Here is a 17,672-nt window from a genome sequence, read left to right on the forward strand (position 1 = left end):
CTTCATCCTTAACGATTAAAATTGAATGTGTCATCTGTGATTGGCGCAACTTTTGCCTTCGCATACGTAGCGCCCTTTTGTGAAAAGAAATCATATGTGGAGCCTTCATTACGAATACCATTCATCACAATTGGATTGACTTCCTCTTCTGGGAACATGGCTTCAAAGCCGACATTCATTAATGCTTTATTAGCATTATAACGTACATACGCTCGCACTTCAGGTGATAATCCTGTTTCCGCATAAATATCATCTGTATACTTCATTTCATTTTGATATAAATCTAATAATAGCTCATAGCCCCATAAATGTAGCTCTTCTTGCTTTTCCTTTGAAAATTGCTTGAATAGATTTTGAGCAAAAAATCCAACTGCTACCCCATGGATAGATTCATCGCGCAAGATGAGTGAAATAATCTCGGCACTGTTTCGTAGGAAGCCTTGTCCCCCTAAGTATAGTGGATAGAAAAAGCCAGAATAGAACAAGAAAGATTCAAGCATAACGGATGAGAACATCGCTTTCCATAAGCTCTCTGGATTGCCTTCTTCAATACTATTATAAATGTCTGCGATTTTATTGGCCTTATACTGTAGAAATTCATTTTTCTTGACCCATTCAAATAGCTCGTCGATTTCTTCGTTTGTACAAAGCGTTGTGAAAATATAAGAATAGGACTTGGCATGTATCGCCTCGAATGCATCAAAAACGGTTAGAACAGCCTTCTCCTGTAAATCATCTGTATAAGCGGCAACACGATTCATCCCAATATTTGTTTGAACAGTATCCAGTAAGGTTAATCCTGCAAATACTTTTTTATATGTGTCCTGATGCTCAAAGCTTTTCCATTGTTTAATATCTTTACTGACCGCAATTTCTTCTGGAAACCAAATTTGCTTCCATTGCTGGTCCCAAAATATTTGGGCAAGCTCACTTGTTGCCTTATTCCAATTGACTGCCTCATAAATTATATTTGACATGCTACACACTCCTCTAAGCTTTGTAATCGTTGACGAACATAGTAAACGGACTTAATGCCCTTTATCCACGCATAAATGTATACTTTAGCCAATTGTTCGGTTGTCCAATTGTCTGTTACATAAAGCGTCATGGAAATACCTTGGTCAACGTGCTTTTGAGAAGCTGCATATAAATCAATTAAATCATACGGATTCACATCATATGCCTCGACATATAAATGGCTGTTGTCATTTGTTAAATGAGGCATTGGATAAATGGTTCTACTATCGGCGTAATCACGAACCTCTACGCGCTCTGTACATGGTGCGATTGAAGCCGTACAGCTACGAATATATGAAATACTACCAGTTGGGGCAATAGCCAAACGATAGGAATGGAATAGACCATATTGCATCACATCCTGCTTTAACGTTTCCCACATCTTGTTCGTAATGATTGGAATATTGCCAAGTGCCTTCAATACAACAGGTGACAATTCTTCCTCAGCTTTATTGATATATTGGTCAAAATAGCTACCAGATGCATAATCACTGTCCTCGAATCGATAGAAGGTTGCAGCTTTTTCTTTTGCCATTTCCATCGAAGATTTCAGTGAATAATAGTTCATCGCTTCCATAAAGTGATCCATGAAATCAATAGACTCTTTAGAGCCGTACAGGATGCCCTCCGTCACCAGATGCCCATGGAGGTTCATACAGCCAAGCCCTACAGAATGCATTAATTGATTGGCTTTTGCAACAGACGGTACATTTTTAATATGCGTCATTTGCGATACATTTGTTAATAGGTGCATGGCTGTATCGACTAATGCGCCGAAATCATTCACTTTACTTGCTGCATGGATATCGATGGAACCTAAGTTACACGATACATCTAATCCATAGTCATTTGGTTGATCCTGGTCCGTAATGATACTTGTCTCTTGTACTTGTAAGATTTCTGTACATAAATTGGACATTTTGACACGTCCAATATTTTTTAAAGGATGTACCTTATTGACATTATCATCAAAGATTTCAAACGGGTAGCCTGATTCAAATTGTGCTTTTTTCACCTCTGTATAAAGCTTCCGTGCATTTAAACGTTTAATTTTACGAATTTTTGGGTTATCAAGTAGCTCGTAGTACATGTCTGAAATGGAAAGCTCAGACATACGTTTACCGTATTCTTTAAAAATATCGTATGGGCTAAACAAGACGATATCCTTATCACGTTTCATCAGTTCGAAGAAAATACTAGGTATAATAATCCCTGTTGAAAGGGTTGCGAGGCGAATTTTATCATCAGCATTTGGTTTTTTTGATGATATGAAATTTTCTATGTCTGCATGGAAAATATTTAGATAGACAACACCTGAGCCATTTCGTTGCCCTAGCTGATTCGAATAACTGAAAGAATTTTCTAACAGTTTTGCTACTGGGATGACACCACTTGCACGATTTAATATCTCTTTAATTGGATCACCTAAAGGGCGTAAATCTGTTAAGTTGACCCCTACTCCACCACCAAGGCGTGATAGCTCTAAACAATAGCCAATATTTTCAGCAATACTGTTCATGGAGTCATCCATTGATAATTTAAAGCAGCTGACTAATTCACCACGTGCTTTCTTACCACTATTTAAAGCAGTTGGTGTCGCTGGCTGGTAGGCTTCCATCATTGCTTCGACAGAGCGTTCTGCTAGAGTTGTGTTTCCTTGCGCCAAATACAAAGCAATAATGACAATACGATCCTCATACTTTTCTAAGATCTCTTCCCCGTCACGACTTTTCATAGCATAGCTATCATAAAATTTGCTTGCGCTCATAAAGGATGGGAAGCGGAAATTATAATCATAGGCTTTCTTGTACAGCTTCTTAATAAATTCCATCTCGTACATATCGATAAATGCTTTCTCATAGTAGCCCTCATCAACTAAATAGCGGATTTTTTCCTCAATATCTATAAAATAACGCAAACGTACGTTAACATACTCTAAAAAGTAGCGGCGCGTAGCTTCGCGGTCCTTTTCTAACTCAAGTAATCCAGTTGTACTATAACGATTCAGTACGTCATTATTAAGCTTTAAATAGGTTTTCATCTCATTACCCTCGTTTCATAAAACGTTTGTATTGCTTCGTAATCCGTTTGATTACCTCGTAAATCTAATTTCCTTACTAAGGGTACATGATAGGTAGCGGCGATTTTCTCACCAGCAGCGCCAAATACATGATGGCCGAAATTACTATTGCCACTGGCAACTACTCCTTTACAAAAATCCCTGTTTTTTTCTAAGAAACGTTGTACCTTTGCTGGAATGTCACCTAAACCATCTGTGTAGGTAATTAAAAGATAGGGCTTGTTCAATCGCAATCCCTCCGAGAGCTCGATACATTCTGCCTTTAATTTGGATACAACATTTCGGACATTACCTGTACGACTCGCGTAAACGATCATAGAGCAATCAACTCAATTTGAGAAACAATTTCCTGAACATCTCCTATAAAAGTTTCATTCATCTCTAAAACAGGCACACTTAAAAAACCTGCGTCAATAATCGTTTGTTTTGCCTGTTCATCATGATCGATGTTAACGATTTCAGCTTCAAGTCCTGCACGTTGTAGTTCAGATTTTACCCATAGGCATTTTGGACAAATTGTTTTCGTATAAAGTTTCATAGAAATCCCTCTTTTCATAAAATAAAAAGCCTATCTCCTCTAGAGAGATAGGCTAAATGGAAACGTTAACATACCAAAAATACTGACGTTCCCATCTCTTAATCCCCGAAGAAATGATAAATTTGTTTTATAAAGGCAGGTCTCCTGGCTTTGCTTCATTCTCTGATTCCCTTCCCATGCAAATGCACAGTGGTTGCAATCATCGTCAGCTTCACAGTTGCGGGGACAGCGTCGGAATTGTACCGAACTTCCCTTTTAAACTACATGTAGTAGTACCTTTGTAAAACGAACACAATATATAGTTGTTGTTCAATAGTTTTAAGTGTACCATCCTTCAAATGAAAAGTAAATCAAGATTCTAAACTTCTTTATTTTTGGATTATTCAGTATTTTTAATTATGTAGTTCCAAGTAGATTACCACTAATCATTTATACCCAAATCAAAAATCTATTTTAAACGATGAACATCTTTATCTATCAAAATGTATCTAGAATTCTGAAAGAAATGTTCTATTTTAAGTACCATTGAAAAATAGTAGCTTCTATATGTAAATCCTGAAATAATTATCATCTCTTACACGTTTCAAATGACACTCATTAAAAAAGAGCATGCTTTTATCATAACATGCTCTAACCATTCTATCTTTGGGATTATAGTCTAATCTTAACCTCAGTCCCATCCTGAGCTTTGACATCGACTAGCACGAGTCCCTTATAATTTTGTAGTTCCTTGATAATCGGCTTTAGCATTTCTTTGTCGATGAGCGGAAAGGTAAAGTCTATGTTCTTTCGATCGAAGTATGCCTTTGTCCACTTATTGGCTTGTTGCTGAATCCATTTAGAAGTTAAAATGGAGAGGACAATGGTTAGCACGGTATAGGGAACTGGGACTGTAAAGCGAACATCTTTTGCTTTCACTTTTACATGCATCATTCGTCGCCTCTACTCAATGAAGACTGCAACGGAATCCCCGTTTGCTGATTTTATATCTACAATTTGTCCGTCTAATTCATTTTCGATTGCTTCAAGAAGAAGATTGATGTCGATATCTTTTACGTATTTTTCTGATTGTGGAATACTCGCAGCGATGCTGTGTCCTGCCATAAGTACGGCTTTGACAAGTTTAATCGGCAAGTTTACCGTAACATTATCATTTTCGGTGGATACAACACGAACCTTTAATGTTTTTTCTAAATACTTTGTTTTTTCCACAAATTTGTTCTCTGATTCTTCTTTCTGTTGTAGCACTTGAATCAGCTCTGATCCTTTATCCGCATCAATTTTTCCCTCTTGAATCATGGTTAACACTTTTGTGATTTCCTCTTTCATGGTCCGTTCCTCCCTATTCGTCTTTTAAGAGCTTTATCGCTTCATCTGTTGTGATTTCGCCATTTTCCAGCATGCTTACAATTTTTTTCTCGTCTACTTCATTTTTCTTTTTTTGAGCATAGCCAAGGGATGAAATAATGTCGTTTAGCTTGCCTCGAACTGTTGGATACGAAACCCCCAGTTCCTTTTCAACCTCTTTAATGTTTCCTCGGCAGGTTAAAAATACTTCCACAAAATGAAGCTGATCCTGTGATAAGGATGCTAGCTTCGACAATTCAAATTCATTTTCAATGGTCGTGTGACAATGAGAACACTGTAACTTCGTAATTTTTAATGTTCTACTACAGACAGGGCAATTTGTGATTACTTGATAAGCCATAGTGAACTCCTTCCTTTAAGTTAAGTTGATTATATAACAAAGAAATTAAATATGTAAATAATAAAAATTGATTTTTTTAATTATAAAATAAATAAAATTAATTATTAAATTAAAAATGTTAATTAATCATTGCTGTATTGCTTGTCCTAAGCAATTTCAACTTTACTCTATGTATGTCTTTTCTATTTCTACTTGTAGCTAGCGGCATCAGTTAGATAATGACAGTTTAGAATTGAAAATAAGGTTACATTGTATTCTGTAAAAAAATTTGTTACTATAAAAAGACAATTATGAGAGGACTGATGAATGGACAATGAAGAACTAAACTATATTTTCATTTGAATTGAATGATTTCAAACACAAAATATAGGGTTAGTCTATCCATTTTTAACAATCAGTTTGCATTGTATTTGTCATGACACAAATGGCAAATCGTATTTATTCAGTGAAAGACTAATCCTTCCAATGCACAAGTGGAGGGATTTTTTTCTTGCTTTCATAGTTGATTTTGCACCTTTCATTTACCCATAAAGGAGAGGAAAAATATGAGCGATTCAGAAACTATTGTGACGCATGTACACTCCGTATAAGTCGTTAATATCCATCTGCTTATACGGAGAAATAAAACATAGATGGATAGACCGACTTTGTATGAAAAGTAAACTGTTGTAATACAAAGGAGGAATTATCATGTCCATGATACAAGTACAAAACTTAACTTTTTCTTATCCAAGCAGCTTTGACAATATTTTTGAGAATGTCAACTTTCAAATCGATACGGATTGGAAACTTGGATTTATCGGTAGAAACGGACGAGGTAAAACAACATTCTTTCAGTTGTTATTAGGAAAATATGAGTATAGCGGAAAAATCATCTCTTCTGTAGACTTTACTTATTTCCCCTACCCTGTTTCAGATCCAAATAAATATACCCACGAAATATTTGAGGAAATTTGTCCTCAGGCAGAGGATTGGGAATGTCTACGTGAAATAGCTTACCTACATGTAGATGCAGAGGTCATGTATCGTCCTTTTAAAACATTATCCAATGGCGAGCAAACAAAGGTGCTGCTTGCTGCGTTGTTTTTGACAGAGGGTCAATTTTTATTAATTGATGAGCCAACCAATCATCTAGACACGGATGCACGAAAGACGGTTTCAGATTATCTTCGCAGGAAAAAAGGATTTATTTTAATTTCACATGACAGAAGCTTTTTAGATGGCTGTGTTGACCATATTCTATCGATCAATAGAGCCAATATTGACGTTCAAAGTGGAAACTATTCTTCTTGGAAGTTAAATTTTGATCGACAGCAGGAGCACGAAGAAGTAACCAATCAACGACTGCAAAAAGATATCGACAGATTAAAACAATCCTCAAAGCGTTCGGTAGGATGGTCTAATCAAGTGGAAGCCTCCAAAAATGGCACAACCAATTCAGGTTCAAAGCTGGACAAAGGCTTTGTCGGGCATAAAGCAGCTAAGATGATGAAACGAGCAAAGAATCTGGAATCCAGACAACAAAGAGCTATTGAGGAAAAATCAAAGCTGCTAAAAAATGTGGAAAAAACTGAGTCATTGAAAGTAGAGCCATTGGCATGTTCATCTAAAGAAATGGTTGCTGTAACAGATGTATCCATTCAATACGATAACCATATCGTGAATAAGCCTATTAGCTTCAAAGTGGCACAAGGGGATCGAGTTGTTTTAGATGGCAAAAATGGAAGCGGAAAAAGTAGTATGTTAAAACTTATTCTAGGTAAGCCCATCCAACATACAGGCTCCATAAAGTTAGCTTCAGGTCTAGTCATTTCCTATGTTCAACAGGATACATCCCATTTAAGGGGATTGTTATCGGAATTTATTGAAGAGTATGGTATTGATGAGACGTTATTTAAATCAATCCTGCGCAAGATGGATTTTGAGCGTATTCAATTTGAGAAGGATATCTCTCATTATTCTGGTGGGCAAAAGAAAAAGCTCCTGATTGCTAAAAGCTTGTGTGAGAAGGCTCATTTATATATTTGGGATGAACCACTCAATTATATTGATATCTATTCACGCATGCAGATTGAAGAGCTTATAAAAAGCTCCCATCTCACAATGGTGATTGTTGAGCATGATCAGGCATTCCAACAAACTGTAGCAACGAAAACGGTAGCGATGTCGTAAAGAGAAGAATCCATTTTATGGATTCTTCCTTTTTAATGATATTGAAATCAATGGACCCATTTAGTATTTGTCTCTTTCACGATATATAGCTCACCTAGTGATGCACTTTGCGCTGGCAGTAATCTTGGAAACCTTAATCGAACAAACCAGGAGTGATTAGCCACATTTTCTCCACAGAAGTTCACCGCCATTTTATAGTAATTCTCCTCCATGCCAGTTAATATGGGCATGGGCTTTATCACCTCAGTTTGCCACTCCTGATAATCAGGGCTTGAGCCATATACTTTTGGAATGATGTCAGCTAATGCTTGACTAAGCTCATCTTTGTCTTTCTCCGTTGTTTTCATCAATACATCTGGATTTGGACATTTTAAGCCTTCAGGTTCTGACCCCCAAGTAGCTGTTGGAAATAACAAAAGCATACATAAAAAGGGCAGTATTATTTTTCCCATTGTTCAACTCCCTTTCTTTAAAAATGCTCGATAATTTGCTGTGATTGGTGCACTCTATAAAGTATCATCCTGCAGAAAGGTCACTATTCCATGAAAAAATTTGCTTATGTTTTAATGGCTATCTTCACTATGTTCATTGTGCCATGTAAGATTTATGCGCAAAGTGAACAAGCTGATGATCAACTAATCAGGGACACATTCATTACAATCCTTAATCCATTTATCGAAAAGGAAATTGATCATTACTACGGCTATCCTAAGCAGTACGGCTTATATGATGTGAAAATTTTAAAGATTGTCAGAGAAAGTCAGTTTAGCTTTAGGGTTGACGTGGAAGCTACTACCTTTGAGCATGCACATTCCCCACCCTACAGTAAGGAAATCATTACATTTGAAGTCAGTCCAACTGGTGTCAGCACACTTCGCTATATACATGAGGCAGATGATGTAGAAAAAGCAATAAACGCATTCTATAGGGCAACACTGTTAGATATACAGCAGAGTTTTAAGCTGGACTTAGCATCGTATACTTCCTATCATTACGATCAATTGCAATATCAAGCTGAAATAAATAGTGATATGAAACCCCTTGCTACGATTGCAGAGGAAATAGTGACCCATATTTTATTTCCTGATCGAAAGATTCCCTACAAAAATGTCATAGACCCTGTCACCTTTATCAAGGGTAATATAGGCTATATGGTCTTTAAAAGGGCGGATGGTACAAATGTAAGCTATCAACTGCAAAAGAAAGACGGCACATGGATCGTAACAGATAAAACAAGTAAGCCAGGTAAGAAAATGGAGGATTTGTTGCCGTGGTATATATAGAAAAATGAAGCCAACTGATTCCATCAGTTAGGCTTCATTCTTTAAGAGCGTTTGCATCATACTTTTTATAATCCCCATGTGTAAATTTTCATGGTTCATATGAAAGACAACCATGTCGCCTAATGTTTTCATACCTAAAAAAGGTTCTTTAAGCGGTTCATGTAAATGTCCTTCACAAGCTTGTTCAATAAGAATGGGTTGTTCCTCTAGGAGTATAATGATTTGATCCATTGTTGGCGGTTGCTCAGTCCAGTTATCTGGTTTACTGCCACTTGGGAACATTACATGATAGGATAGGGGCAAACGCCTTTCTTGTGTAACAGCTGGAAAAACGGTATGATCCCAACCAACTAATAGATGACCAGCATTCCAACGAATATTGTTATGATGTCCAGCGGGTATCTGATCAGCAATATTTTCAGGGATTGTACGTAGAAATTCAACAGTCCAATTACGCCACATTTTCATTTGCTTAAATAATTGCTCTTCGTTCATATACTAGCTCCCTTTCTATACGTTTTCAGTTCTATTGAATACCATGGATTAAATTAATTTATAGTAAATTACGGTTGCTTCTAATTCTCCATCTGATGAAATAGTATATTGAGGAATTTTCCCCACTTCTTGATAATCTAATGATTTATATACTCGTTGTATTGTCTATAAATTTTTTCTGGCACAGGGAGATCAATTTCAGCTAATTTTGCCTCTATCGATTCAAAGAATTTTATACATTCTTGTTTTCTATTTTGTTGAATTAAGAATTCTAACAATTGAAACATATAGTGTTCATTATATTCATCTAGCTCTAATAGCTTTTGTAGGCAATTATACTTTAATAAAGTATGGGCAGCGTTTGGACGTGCAATATACTGTTCAAGCACATGTAATACAGCTTGCTTTAAGCGGAGCCTAATTTGATTAACCCATAAATACTCCTCATCTATTAAAAAATCACCCTCATAGCAATTCAATAACTGCTGAATGGATTTCTCATCATGTTGATCCTGCTCCAATAGTTGATTCAGCTCATCATAATCAGTTTGAATTTCAGCATTTAATTTATAGTGATTATTGACCAAGAGTATTGGATCTTGAATGCCATTGTCCTTTAATATCTTTCTTAAATGATAAATAGTTGTATGTAAATTACTAGCTGCCTTTTCAAAGTCCAAATCTGGCCACAATTCCTCTAAAAGAACTGCATTTAACATAGGTCTTTTTTGGTGAAATAGTAAATATAAAAATAGTTCACGTACTTTTCTTGTACGCCACTTAATCACATTATGTTGAACATCCAGTAGATAAAAGCTGCCTAATGTATGCGCATATAATGAGTTTTTCTTCTCATCCCTCGGCGCCACCGTAACGACCATTTTTTTCTGTGCTTTTGTTAACGCAATAATCAGTCGTTTTTCATGCACAGGCTTTAATAAATAATCCGTTGCCTCTACTTCAAAAGCCTCCACTGCAAATTGTGTATGAGCTGTAACAAAAATAATTTGTAAGGATGGTTGCTTGTGTAGTAACTGCTTTGCAAGTTGCATACCGTGTGTGTCAATCATTTCAATATCTAAAAACACTACATCTATTATTTCTTTTTCAAGAAAATGGAGGGCTTCAGTTGAATTTGTAAATGTCCCCTTAATGTTAATCTGAAATTGGGCAAGCTGTTTAACCATAATAGTTAAAACATCAATAGCCAATTTTTCATCATCAACGATCATTATATTCATGTGCCACCACCCTCTGGTAATAAAATGACAATTGTTGTTCCCTTTCCTTCTTCGCTGTAAATTCGTAAACTAGCATTTTTTATTAATTTAAATTTCTTTAATGGATTCATAAAGCCAATTCTTGTACTTTCTTCATTAAGCAATTGGTGCACTTTTTCTTCTGAAATTCCTACACCATTATCATAGATTTTTATTCTTACAAATTGTCCCTCTCTCTGTAGGCTTAATTCAATGGTCCCTCCCTCTACTTTCTTAGAGATTCCATGGAATACTGCGTTTTCAACTAATGGTTGAATGGACAAAGCAGGGATTCCTAATTGAATAGATTCGTCAATATCATATTTAATACGTAAACGATCTCCAAAGCGCATTTTTTCAATCGATAAATAGGCTTTTACAAGTTCCATCTCCTCATCAATGGGGACAATGCTATTTCGGTAATGAACATTCAATTTTGCTCGGAAATAAGTGGCTAAACAATAAAGAGCTTCACGTGTGTTTTCCATATCTGTATAACTTAAACCAATAATCGTATTAAGGGTGTTATATACAAAATGTGGTGTGACCTGTGAATATAAATAGTTCATTTCTACTTCGATCGCATCGATTGAAGATTGTCGAACAGCCAATAAAGATTCAATACGAATAAAAAGTTCATCGGTAGAAATCGGCTTTTGTAGATAGTCATTCGCCCCAACTTTTAACGTTTGCAGTAAGTCAGATTGCTTCATAACTGTAGTTAAGATAATTATGGGTAGTTCCAGCATATCATATTGTTTACGTACACGTTTACATAACTCATAACCTGACATCCCATTCATCATTAGGTCGATTAACATACAATCTACATGATTGGTTTTAATATAATCGATCGCATCAAAGCCATTATCTACGGCGATCACTGTATATCCCTTTAAACTTAATGCTTCCGTTAAAGCTTTTATATTAACATGGTTGTCATCTACCACCAGTATTTTTTTATCACTTCCTTTATAAATAAGAGGTAATCGAAGCTGTATTTCTGTATCGGTATGCGATGTAATGGTATCTTGTTCATTACTTACGTTTTCTGGTGTTGAGAGAGGCATTGTAAATGTAAATGTTGTACCTTCCTCTACAGTGCTTGTCACATGAATGTTACCATTTAATTTTTCAACAATATTTTTAGTAATACTTAGTCCCAAACCTAACCCTTCTTTATTATGATGATTGTTTCCTTGATAAAAGGCGTTAAAAATACGATCTAACTCTTGTGTCGCAATTCCACAGCCTGTATCACTTACTTGGATGACCATCTGCTGCTGTTCAACATGCGCAGTGACTGTGATTGTTCCGTTTTGTGTAAATTTAATAGCATTATGCAGCAAGTTATATAAAATTTGTTTAAAGCGTAATTCATCCGTGAAGATCTTTGGCAAATCCCAGTTTATCTCTGCTGCTACCCTTACTTGACTATTTTTGGGCATTACACTACGAATTTCGGCCACTACTTCATGTATAACAGACAGAGATACACTACGTAGACTAATCCTTAATTCTCCTGTCATTTGATTGGAAGAAAACAATAAATCTTCTACTAAATGACCTATGCGCTGTGTAACGCTGTGAATTAGAATAACTTGCTCCTGTTGCGATCGTTTTAATGGTCCTTGAGCACCTTCCATTAAGGATTTGGATAAATTTAATATTCCGTTTAGGGGGGCACGGAGTTCATGCGATGTTTTCAGAAGAAATTCATTCTTCATTTGGTTATGTTCAAGCAATTCTTCTGACAATGCTGCTATTTTTAAAAATGCTTGATTGGCACGATAATTTAATAATGAGGCAAAGCCAAATAATATTAGTAAAAATAACAAAAATTCTGTATAGTCAAAAGGCGTCCCAAATAAAAAGTTACAAATGAGTAAAATGGAATAACAACTAATCGCTGTAATAACTATTAGCACATAACGCACAGCCTCTAGACGTTTTAGCATGACCTTTATAAGAATCCATATATTATAGAAAATAACCGGAGCGGTGACACTAATATAGATTATTTTTCTCATAATCATTTCAAATTCTGAGGAGGCCCTTTCATTTTTAGTAAAGGGATTATAGATACCGTACATAACAAACACGATACCAAGCAATATGGCAAGCGTGTATAAAATTTTTCTTTCTAGTAATTGTGGATACATCGCATTTATAAAAAATGTTAAAGCAAGCAATGCAAGTGGAATGATTCCTAATTGCAGACGTAATTGATTGACCGTTGATAGATCAGTAAATAACAGGAAAAACACTTTTTGATTGATAAACGACATATAAAACCCTAATGAAATAGTAAAAAGACCAAAAAATAACTCTTCTTTACGCTTGCGATTCTGTAAAAATGTAAAGACATAGATCGCACCAACTATCATATGACCTATACTCACTACTATATCTAAAACCAATTTCCAGTGATAATGCTTTTGAATAGCCTTCATCGTACCAAATTCAATAGGATAAACAATTCCAGCCTGAGGATAATTGTAGTTTGCAACATGGATGACAATGTCTAGTTTTTTATTGACACTAGGAGAAAACACGGTATATTTATCATCATTTTCAGATGCATACGCACTTAAAACGGTACTTGGATTTCCTTTAGCCCCTACCTCAACGCCATTAATGAATACACGACTAGCTTGACGAATCGTTCGAATATATAGGCCGTAAAATCCATCTGATGGTACCTCTATGCTGACGTGATAGGTTCCCACCGAAAGCCCCTCTTCATTTGGCTCTACATATGATTGCCAATTAAAGGGTACATTTAAATTCAGTTTTTTATGTTGATAGCTATCAACATTATCCCCCAAAGAAATTAATACATTTGGATAAAATGCCCATTCGCCTTCTAGCTTTACAGGCTTTAATAATTGCTCTTCCTCTAACTTTCCTATACCTTTATGTATAATTTTCGGCTGATTATTGGAGAAATATTGCCAATTACCAATCAAAAAAACAATCACAAAAAGCATGATTATACTGACAATAATTATGGTATTTTTTTTCATTTCCGTGCCCCCAAAGATCGATCATTTATGATGTATCTTTACATCATATTGCTCACAGTTTTTACAATCAACCCCTTTTGAGATAGTAGCATACTGTGTTTGAACAAAATCTAAACAAACAATAATAATACCTTTCTTGATGTTTTATTTGTTGTTATTTTAAAAAAATGATTGTGAGCAGATTATGGATTTTTATTAGCCTCTGCAAGTATGTGAAGGGATTTGTTTTTCAACAACTTACTATTGTCTAAATAGTCTTTCCACATTATTGAAGGAAAATATTAATCATTAAAATTTTTCTGAAAAAATGTTATGATCAAAAAGGATTTTGATTGATGGAGGATTTTGATGAAGGTTGATTTTGAAGAGTTATTAAATGGTGTTTTTTCAGCTTTACAAGCTATTGAAGGAGTAAAATCCGTGGATTCCATTCTTGAAGTACTAAAGGATCGAATTATTTTTCCTGAGATTACCACTCTAATATTGAACGCTAGGTTTGAACTGGTTTATTTATTTAACGAGCAGAAAGTAGTGTTTAAAACATTAAAAGAAGTATTGATTGATTCAAATTATATAGAAGAAATTAATTTAATCAATCAACATTGTCATTCAATTGAAAGTATTTTAAATGACTTTGTTCACACAGATACACTTAAAAACTATTCTTTAAGCCTCCTCTCCTTTAAATATAAAGAGAAAATTCCGAATAGTTAATGTTTTTAGGGTGTAGCGACCTGAAAATGGAGTATGGCAAGTGTCCCTTCTCCAAACTCCATTTTCCAGACGTTAAGACCTAGTATTTCTGTTGATATAAAATGGTTTGAGCAATCCCGATAAAATATTCGGATTCTACAATGATATGATTTAATACAACTTTAGCTGTCGGATTGGCGCTTATCGGTTGACTTTCTTGCATAAGCGTTCGGCAAAATTGAATAAATTGATCACTCTGTTGCAGACAGAAGGAAGTAAGCTGTAAAATATCCTGAAACAAAGCTGGAGAAACTTGTCCCTGTGAACGATTGACGGTTTCTATATATCTCACAACTTGCTGATGTGTTTGAGCGAAAGCTTTTTCCCATTCCTTTAACGCATCGACATATTGCTGCTCCAAATCTTTTACAAGCTCTCTGATTACTACTGTATGCTCCTCTTCTTGATGTTTCCAAAATTCAGCTTCATCTAATACACGTAATGGCATTTGATGGCCATAATAAAATTGCATAAAAATCCCCCTCCCACTTTTCTCTACTATGTATATACAAGAAATGTAGAAATAGAACTTTGAAAGAGATTCACGTCATTGTAGTACTGTTAAACCAAGCATTGTTTAATAGCTTAATGCCTGTGTCAATCTCATCTTCCGCTAGATTAGCAAATCCAAGTAATACCTTTGCAGGCTGAACACCCAAGGGATTTGCATAAAAAACAGAAGTAGGGTAGACCTTAACACCCACCATTTTTGCTGTATCAATCAATTCCTCTTCAGTCATCTTATTATTTGGTTCAAGTAAAATATGTAAGCCACTGCTCGCTCCATAAATTTTCCCATTTTCCCCGAAAGTTTGATGAATGGACTTTAGTAAGGCCTCATATCTTCGCTTATAACTATTTCGTGTTTTATTCAAGTGTCTCTCCCAATGCCCACTCTCTATAAATAGCTGTAACGTATGCTGATGGAGTCTAGACACAGTTTGAACATAGTAATTGTTTTGATGAAATACATCTATTAATTTTCTAGGTAATATCATATAGCTTAGCTTAATGGCTGGAATCAACGATTTTGAAAAGGTGCCCATATAGATGACGCGATCACTCGAATCTAATCCCTGTAGTGCAGGAATCGGTTTCCCAGCATATCGAAATTCTCCATCATAATCATCCTCGATGATATAAGCATCTTCTTCCTTTGCCCACTCTAGTAATGCTAATCTTCTTGAGATAGGCATAACCGTTCCTAGAGGAAATTGATGGGAGGGGGTGACATAAACAGCTTTGATATTATTTTTCCTTAACGGATTGATATGAATACCATGCTCGTCAAGTGGGATTGGTTTCACCTTTATCCCAGTATCTTTAAACAGGTAACGAACGCGATAATAACCTGGATCTTCCATAGCAAAAAGCTCATTTCGTCCAATTAGGTTACATACGATACCCAGAAGAAACTGCAAGCCTGCTCCTATAACGATTTGCTCTGCACTACATTGCACCCCTCTTGATTCATAAAGATAGCTTGCCATATAATTTCTTAATTCCAGCTCTCCCTGTGGATCTCCATATAAAAGGAGTTGAGCCTGTTCTTCATCAAGGCTCTGCATCGATAATTTACGCCATATATTAAAGGGAAAATCTTTTAGATTAATATCCCCATAATTAAAATCGTACTTAATCGCTGGTCTGTCTTGTTTCTGCTGAGTCGCTAGTTGTGGTTCAAAATGGTGAGGGCCTCCTTGAAAATAACCTTTTTCAAGGTCAACCACATATAGTCCATCTCGCTCTCTACTTATCACATAGCCCTCTGCAAGAAGCTGCTGATATGCTGCATCTACTGTGTTGCGACTAATCTGTAAATGTTTAGCTAAACTACGCTGAGACGGCAATTTGCTTTGAGCTCTTATCTTTCCATTTTGGATTTCTGCTTTTATATAGTTATATAATTGAAGGTAAAGTGGTTCCTGATTATTCAAGTTTGGGGTCATTTCGAGCATGCTTCTTGGCTCCTTTAGAAATAGCGTTATTGGCACTTTTAAGAGGTGCCAGTGATTGATTATAATAAAATCTACATTGTTGAGTAGAAAATGTAAAGACATCCCTGCATAATTATTTTTTTATTCAAAAAACTCGCGATGATTTTATGTATAAGGAGAGATTTCCATGTATGTTCCTAAGTATTACAAAGTATCGGATTTAGAAGAAATCAAAGAATTTATTCAACATAATTCCTTCGCAACAATCGTTTCAATAAGAAAAGGTAAGCCAATTGCAGCTCATATACCCGTGTTGCTGAAAAAAATCGAGAATGACTATTATTTGACTGGTCACTTAGCCTATGGTAACCCTTTATGGAAGACCTTTGAGGAAGTACAAGACATTCTCGTGATATTTAATGGTCCACATGCCTATATCTCTTCCTCTTGGTATGAGCATGAAAATGTGCCAACCTGGAATTATCAAGCTGTCCATGTATATGGAAAGGCAAGTCTGATTGAAGGAATAGCTTTAGAACAAGATTTGACTAGCTTACTTGAAAAATATGAGTCATTCCGTGAAAATCCTGTGTTGTGGGATAAACTATCTCCTGAGCTTTTGCAGCAAGAAATGAAAGGAATAAAGGGGTTTAAAATAAAGGTGGAAGAAGTGCAGGCAGCCTATAAATTAAGTCAAAATCGAAATGCTAGTGATTACGCCAATATAATAAAGGAACTTTATAAAGAGGATAATCCACATGCTGATGCGGTGGCTGAGGCGATGAAGAAAAATAGAAGCCATTAAAATAGCAGGCAGAAATGTTGTGAATCAACGTTTCTGCCATAACATTTTGGCTAGTGTTTTCGTCATGATAAGATCAATTTGTTCTTCGTCACCCATATAAAAAGAATGGGCGCCTGTTTGGACAAAGCCTATTTTCTGATAAAAACCGATGGCACTGTCATTTTTCTCCCAAACCCCTAGCCAAATGCTTTTTTTGTTTTGAGCTACAGCCTCCTCTATTGCTTTATTCATAAGGTATTTGCCAAGCCCTTTTCCTTGATATTGATGTCGAACATAAATTCTCTCCACCTCTAATGACTCATCCCCCATTAGTTCCGATTGTGCTTCATTGACATTTACTTTTAAATAACCAGCTATTTCTTCCTCATAATAGATAAAATAGAACGCTGAATCCAAATTGGCCAATTCCTTCTCTAGCTGTTGCTCATGAAAGGCACGCTCTAAATAAGCCTTCATATTTTCGGGGGAGTTCTGATCTTTAAATGTTTCATTAAATGTTTCAATACTTATTGCTTGAAGCTGTTTTAAATCTGCGTGCTCACACTTCTCTAATTTAACAGACATTGATTCCACTCCTTTGTCGTAACTCTTCCTAGAAT

18 protein-coding genes, 1 pseudogene and 1 riboswitch are annotated in these 17,672 nt (G+C 35.8%); of the genes and pseudogenes, 4 read left to right on the forward strand and 15 right to left on the reverse strand.

The window, feature by feature from the left end; translation table 11 throughout:
* Positions 1–8: 8 nt before the first annotated feature.
* From nrdF to RCJ95_RS15915, 7 genes are all read right to left on the reverse strand, one after another.
* Complete coding sequence (nrdF, locus tag RCJ95_RS15885; protein ID WP_004229921.1) at positions 9–977, reverse strand: class 1b ribonucleoside-diphosphate reductase subunit beta; 969 nt, start codon at positions 975–977, stop codon at positions 9–11.
* Complete coding sequence (gene nrdE, locus RCJ95_RS15890; RefSeq protein ID WP_337975726.1) at positions 965–3,058, reverse strand: class 1b ribonucleoside-diphosphate reductase subunit alpha; 2,094 nt, start codon at positions 3,056–3,058, stop codon at positions 965–967. Before nrdE ends, nrdF begins: the two co-directional genes overlap by 13 nt.
* Positions 3,055–3,414 (reverse strand): class Ib ribonucleoside-diphosphate reductase assembly flavoprotein NrdI, encoded by a 360-nt coding sequence (gene nrdI, locus RCJ95_RS15895; protein WP_337975727.1) that lies wholly within the window; start codon positions 3,412–3,414, stop codon positions 3,055–3,057. The genes nrdE and nrdI overlap by 4 nt, the downstream gene beginning before the upstream one ends.
* Positions 3,411–3,635: a glutaredoxin family protein gene (locus RCJ95_RS15900; RefSeq protein ID WP_004229925.1), complete on the reverse strand. Its 225-nt coding sequence runs from the start codon at positions 3,633–3,635 to the stop codon at positions 3,411–3,413. The genes nrdI and RCJ95_RS15900 overlap by 4 nt, the downstream gene beginning before the upstream one ends.
* Before the next feature lie 117 nt (positions 3,636–3,752).
* Positions 3,753–3,930: riboswitch (cobalamin riboswitch) on the reverse strand.
* A 356-nt stretch (positions 3,931–4,286) separates the two neighbouring features.
* Positions 4,287–4,568, reverse strand: coding sequence for a hypothetical protein (locus tag RCJ95_RS15905; RefSeq protein ID WP_274773352.1), 282 nt, complete (start codon positions 4,566–4,568; stop codon positions 4,287–4,289).
* Positions 4,569–4,577: 9 nt separating this feature from the next.
* Positions 4,578–4,964, reverse strand: a complete 387-nt coding sequence (locus tag RCJ95_RS15910) for an SHOCT-like domain-containing protein (protein WP_257522175.1) — start codon at positions 4,962–4,964, stop codon at positions 4,578–4,580.
* 13 nt (positions 4,965–4,977) lie between these two features.
* Entirely contained in the window at positions 4,978–5,343 is a 366-nt protein-coding gene (locus tag RCJ95_RS15915; RefSeq protein ID WP_312129360.1) for a DUF2089 domain-containing protein, read from the reverse strand.
* A gap of 690 nt (positions 5,344–6,033) precedes the next feature.
* Here RCJ95_RS15915 and RCJ95_RS15920 point away from each other — a divergent pair.
* On the forward strand, positions 6,034–7,515 hold the full coding sequence (locus RCJ95_RS15920; protein ID WP_446722469.1) for an Lsa family ABC-F type ribosomal protection protein: 1,482 nt from the start codon (positions 6,034–6,036) through the stop codon (positions 7,513–7,515).
* Positions 7,516–7,562: 47 nt separating this feature from the next.
* Here RCJ95_RS15920 and RCJ95_RS15925 read toward each other — a convergent pair whose 3' ends face one another.
* A complete protein-coding gene (locus RCJ95_RS15925) occupies positions 7,563–7,967 on the reverse strand; it encodes a hypothetical protein (protein WP_446722470.1) in 405 nt (134 codons plus the stop codon).
* Between the two features lie 90 nt (positions 7,968–8,057).
* Between RCJ95_RS15925 and RCJ95_RS15930 the strand changes: the two genes are divergently transcribed.
* Positions 8,058–8,798: a DUF3888 domain-containing protein gene (locus tag RCJ95_RS15930; protein ID WP_274773345.1), complete on the forward strand. Its 741-nt coding sequence runs from the start codon at positions 8,058–8,060 to the stop codon at positions 8,796–8,798.
* Positions 8,799–8,825: 27 nt separating this feature from the next.
* Here RCJ95_RS15930 and RCJ95_RS15935 read toward each other — a convergent pair whose 3' ends face one another.
* From RCJ95_RS15935 to RCJ95_RS15950, 4 genes and pseudogenes are all read right to left on the reverse strand, one after another.
* Positions 8,826–9,293 carry a DinB family protein gene (locus tag RCJ95_RS15935; RefSeq protein WP_221681901.1) on the reverse strand — a complete coding sequence of 156 codons (468 nt, stop codon included), beginning with the start codon at positions 9,291–9,293 and terminating at the stop codon, positions 8,826–8,828.
* A 48-nt stretch (positions 9,294–9,341) separates the two neighbouring features.
* Positions 9,342–9,449 (reverse strand): annotated as a pseudogene (locus tag RCJ95_RS15940) (GNAT family N-acetyltransferase); the annotation flags it as partial.
* A complete protein-coding gene (locus tag RCJ95_RS15945; RefSeq protein WP_446722471.1) occupies positions 9,431–10,534 on the reverse strand; it encodes a response regulator in 1,104 nt (367 codons plus the stop codon). The gene RCJ95_RS15945 and the pseudogene RCJ95_RS15940, both read right to left, overlap by 19 nt.
* Positions 10,531–13,578 carry an ATP-binding protein gene (locus RCJ95_RS15950; protein WP_446722472.1) on the reverse strand — a complete coding sequence of 1,016 codons (3,048 nt, stop codon included), beginning with the start codon at positions 13,576–13,578 and terminating at the stop codon, positions 10,531–10,533. Before RCJ95_RS15950 ends, RCJ95_RS15945 begins: the two co-directional genes overlap by 4 nt.
* A gap of 348 nt (positions 13,579–13,926) precedes the next feature.
* On the opposite strand from RCJ95_RS15950, the gene RCJ95_RS15955 reads away from it, so the two are divergent.
* Positions 13,927–14,292, forward strand: a complete 366-nt coding sequence (locus tag RCJ95_RS15955) for a hypothetical protein (protein WP_337975734.1) — start codon at positions 13,927–13,929, stop codon at positions 14,290–14,292.
* Between the two features lie 79 nt (positions 14,293–14,371).
* Here RCJ95_RS15955 and RCJ95_RS15960 read toward each other — a convergent pair whose 3' ends face one another.
* Entirely contained in the window at positions 14,372–14,803 is a 432-nt protein-coding gene (locus RCJ95_RS15960) for a DUF2935 domain-containing protein (protein WP_066036753.1), read from the reverse strand.
* Between the two features lie 70 nt (positions 14,804–14,873).
* Positions 14,874–16,289 (reverse strand): MocR-like pyridoxine biosynthesis transcription factor PdxR, encoded by a 1,416-nt coding sequence (gene pdxR / locus RCJ95_RS15965; RefSeq protein ID WP_446722473.1) that lies wholly within the window; start codon positions 16,287–16,289, stop codon positions 14,874–14,876.
* 166 nt (positions 16,290–16,455) lie between these two features.
* Between pdxR and RCJ95_RS15970 the strand changes: the two genes are divergently transcribed.
* Positions 16,456–17,073: an FMN-binding negative transcriptional regulator gene (locus RCJ95_RS15970; RefSeq protein WP_274773337.1), complete on the forward strand. Its 618-nt coding sequence runs from the start codon at positions 16,456–16,458 to the stop codon at positions 17,071–17,073.
* Between the two features lie 24 nt (positions 17,074–17,097).
* Here RCJ95_RS15970 and RCJ95_RS15975 read toward each other — a convergent pair whose 3' ends face one another.
* Entirely contained in the window at positions 17,098–17,637 is a 540-nt protein-coding gene (locus RCJ95_RS15975; protein ID WP_446722474.1) for a GNAT family N-acetyltransferase, read from the reverse strand.
* Between the last annotated feature and the right edge of the window lie 35 nt (positions 17,638–17,672).

The organism is Lysinibacillus sp. BSL11 (assembly GCF_052928325.1).

Coding starts and splice junctions, on each gene's coding strand:
- pdxR (WP_446722473.1), bottom strand. CDS start 16,289: ATGCTCGAAATGACCCCAAACTTGAATAATCAGGAACCACTTTACCTT.
- nrdF (WP_004229921.1), bottom strand. CDS start 977: ATGTCAAATATAATTTATGAGGCAGTCAATTGGAATAAGGCAACAAGT.
- RCJ95_RS15960 (WP_066036753.1), bottom strand. CDS start 14,803: ATGCAATTTTATTATGGCCATCAAATGCCATTACGTGTATTAGATGAA.
- RCJ95_RS15900 (WP_004229925.1), bottom strand. CDS start 3,635: ATGAAACTTTATACGAAAACAATTTGTCCAAAATGCCTATGGGTAAAA.
- RCJ95_RS15950 (WP_446722472.1), bottom strand. CDS start 13,578: ATGAAAAAAAATACCATAATTATTGTCAGTATAATCATGCTTTTTGTG.
- RCJ95_RS15905 (WP_274773352.1), bottom strand. CDS start 4,568: ATGATGCATGTAAAAGTGAAAGCAAAAGATGTTCGCTTTACAGTCCCA.
- RCJ95_RS15920 (WP_446722469.1), top strand. CDS start 6,034: ATGTCCATGATACAAGTACAAAACTTAACTTTTTCTTATCCAAGCAGC.
- nrdI (WP_337975727.1), bottom strand. CDS start 3,414: ATGATCGTTTACGCGAGTCGTACAGGTAATGTCCGAAATGTTGTATCC.
- RCJ95_RS15935 (WP_221681901.1), bottom strand. CDS start 9,293: ATGAACGAAGAGCAATTATTTAAGCAAATGAAAATGTGGCGTAATTGG.
- RCJ95_RS15910 (WP_257522175.1), bottom strand. CDS start 4,964: ATGAAAGAGGAAATCACAAAAGTGTTAACCATGATTCAAGAGGGAAAA.
- RCJ95_RS15975 (WP_446722474.1), bottom strand. CDS start 17,637: ATGTCTGTTAAATTAGAGAAGTGTGAGCACGCAGATTTAAAACAGCTT.
- RCJ95_RS15925 (WP_446722470.1), bottom strand. CDS start 7,967: ATGGGAAAAATAATACTGCCCTTTTTATGTATGCTTTTGTTATTTCCA.
- RCJ95_RS15915 (WP_312129360.1), bottom strand. CDS start 5,343: ATGGCTTATCAAGTAATCACAAATTGCCCTGTCTGTAGTAGAACATTA.
- RCJ95_RS15955 (WP_337975734.1), top strand. CDS start 13,927: ATGAAGGTTGATTTTGAAGAGTTATTAAATGGTGTTTTTTCAGCTTTA.
- RCJ95_RS15945 (WP_446722471.1), bottom strand. CDS start 10,534: ATGAATATAATGATCGTTGATGATGAAAAATTGGCTATTGATGTTTTA.
- nrdE (WP_337975726.1), bottom strand. CDS start 3,058: ATGAAAACCTATTTAAAGCTTAATAATGACGTACTGAATCGTTATAGT.
- RCJ95_RS15970 (WP_274773337.1), top strand. CDS start 16,456: ATGTATGTTCCTAAGTATTACAAAGTATCGGATTTAGAAGAAATCAAA.
- RCJ95_RS15930 (WP_274773345.1), top strand. CDS start 8,058: ATGAAAAAATTTGCTTATGTTTTAATGGCTATCTTCACTATGTTCATT.